This is a genomic window from Mycobacterium sp., from assembly GCF_049585075.1.
GTDB lineage: Bacteria > Actinomycetota > Actinomycetes > Mycobacteriales > Mycobacteriaceae > Mycobacterium.
Window position 1 is genome coordinate 1 of record NZ_JBAUZA010000379.1, and the last position, 1,865, is coordinate 1,865.

Below are 1,865 nucleotides of genomic sequence, written 5' to 3' on the forward strand. Positions count from 1 at the left end.
AAGGGCATCGCCGGCACATGATGGCGTCCCACAATGGGATGGTCGAGGTTTTCGAAAAAGCCTCGTGCGGCGAGCTGCGGGTGCATCGAACCAACCCTGGCGTCTGCCAAATCCGCAGCTGGAACCCCAAATTCAACGAGCAACTCTGCAGCGGCCGAGGAATCGTGGTGGCCAGCCCACTCCTCAAGATGCTTATCAATCAGATCATGCGCCCGCACACGTCCTTCGTGAGTGTCCAACGCGGGGTCGTCCGCCCAGTCCGGTTCGCATAGAGCCGACTTCAATTGGCGCCACTGCTCGTCCGTGGCGACCGAAATCGCCAGCCACCGCTCGGTCCCCACACATTGATAGAGCCCTTGTGGGGCGGCGTCACGGCTACGATTTCCTAGTCGCGATATCAGGTTGCCGTACGCAGTGAATTCGACAACCTGCTCGGCGGCTGCGTTGAGCGCGGACTCAACCATCGATACTTCGATGAAAGACCCTTGGCCAGTCTGGTCACGTTGCCGGAGTGCTGCGAGCATCGCGAACGCGGAGTGCATTCCTGCAAGCGGGTCGCAGGGGCCGCGGGGGATTCGCGGCTGGTCGTACTCGTGGCCGGTCACCCAAGCCATTCCGGTCATCTGTTCCATTGTTTGCGCGAAACCGACATTGTTGCGCCACGGCCCGTCGAGGCCGAACGCAGGCATGCGGACCATCACTATTCGGGGGTTCTGCTCACTGACGGCCTCCCACGTGATGGCGAAATTGTCGAAGACGCGGGGCGAGAAGTTCTCGACCAGAATGTCCGAGCGCGTGACGAATCCGAAAAACAGCTCCCGGCCTTCGGGAGAGGACAGGTCGAGGGTGAGCCCTCGCTTATTGGTGTTAGTCGCCAGGTACATCCCCGACCGTTCCCACCACTGAGTCTGATCGGCGAACGCTGCGGCGGCCATCCGCGCGCCGTCAGGGTGTTTTGTCGACTCCAGGTGAATGACCTCAGCGCCTAGTGCGGCGAGAATGTGCGTCGAGGAGGGGCCTGCCCACCACGCTGTCGCGTCGAGAATGCGTACACCCTCCAGGGGGAGTCCGGGTGCACAGTCGGCATCGGTGCGAATCCTGCTGTGGGCATCTACTTTTGCCATTTCGCCGAGCGAAGGAGCACTGACTGTGGGAGTGGGTCGTCGGCCATTGATCCGGTAGGCGGCCAACGGGTGAGTAAAGCTGCCGTCGGCATACTGGCCCCACACGCCGCGCGTTGCGAACTGAGGGTGGTCCAACACGGTCTGGCCATTGTTGACTGGTGAGACGGGAATCCGCAGATCGGAGGCCAACGCGACGATTTCGTCTGTGGAACGCCTCGTCGTCCATTCCCGCACAATCTGATTCCACTCCTCTCGGCGCTCCCAGCGGGTCGTTGCGAGTGCCCACGCCGGGTCGTCGTCGAGCAGATCCAGTCGGCCGATCATTGCTAGGAACGACTCGAATTGTTGGCGGGTATTGGTGTTAAAGCCCACCCATCCATCTGCGGTTGGTTCGATAGAAGGGATCTCAACCTGTCGGGCTGGCACGGTCAAAGGGGGACGGCCGGCAAGCTCGTCGTAGAGATCGGCGAATCCGCTGGCGCTGAGGTGACACGTCTCCAACAACGAGCAGTCAACGACTTCACCTGCGCCGCCGAGTTGAACCCGCCGCAATGCGCCAAGCGCCGCGACCGCGGCATAACTGGCCATCACCCATTCGAAGACTCGACCACCCGCTTGAATGGGCGGTTGGTCGGGACGACCCCGCAGCGCCAGGGTGCCGCTCTCGGCCTGGATCGTGAATTCCGTTGAGGGCCGGTCGCGGTATGGTCCGGTCAACCCGTACGCAGACAACGCTACGAT

At 62.0% G+C, this 1,865-nt stretch carries 1 protein-coding gene; it reads right to left on the reverse strand.

Going from position 1 to position 1,865, the window contains the following annotated elements; genetic code table 11:
* Nucleotides 1-1,865, reverse strand: a 1,865-nt coding sequence (locus WB785_RS17915; protein ID WP_424080643.1) for a CoA transferase, incomplete at both ends; no start/stop codon positions are given.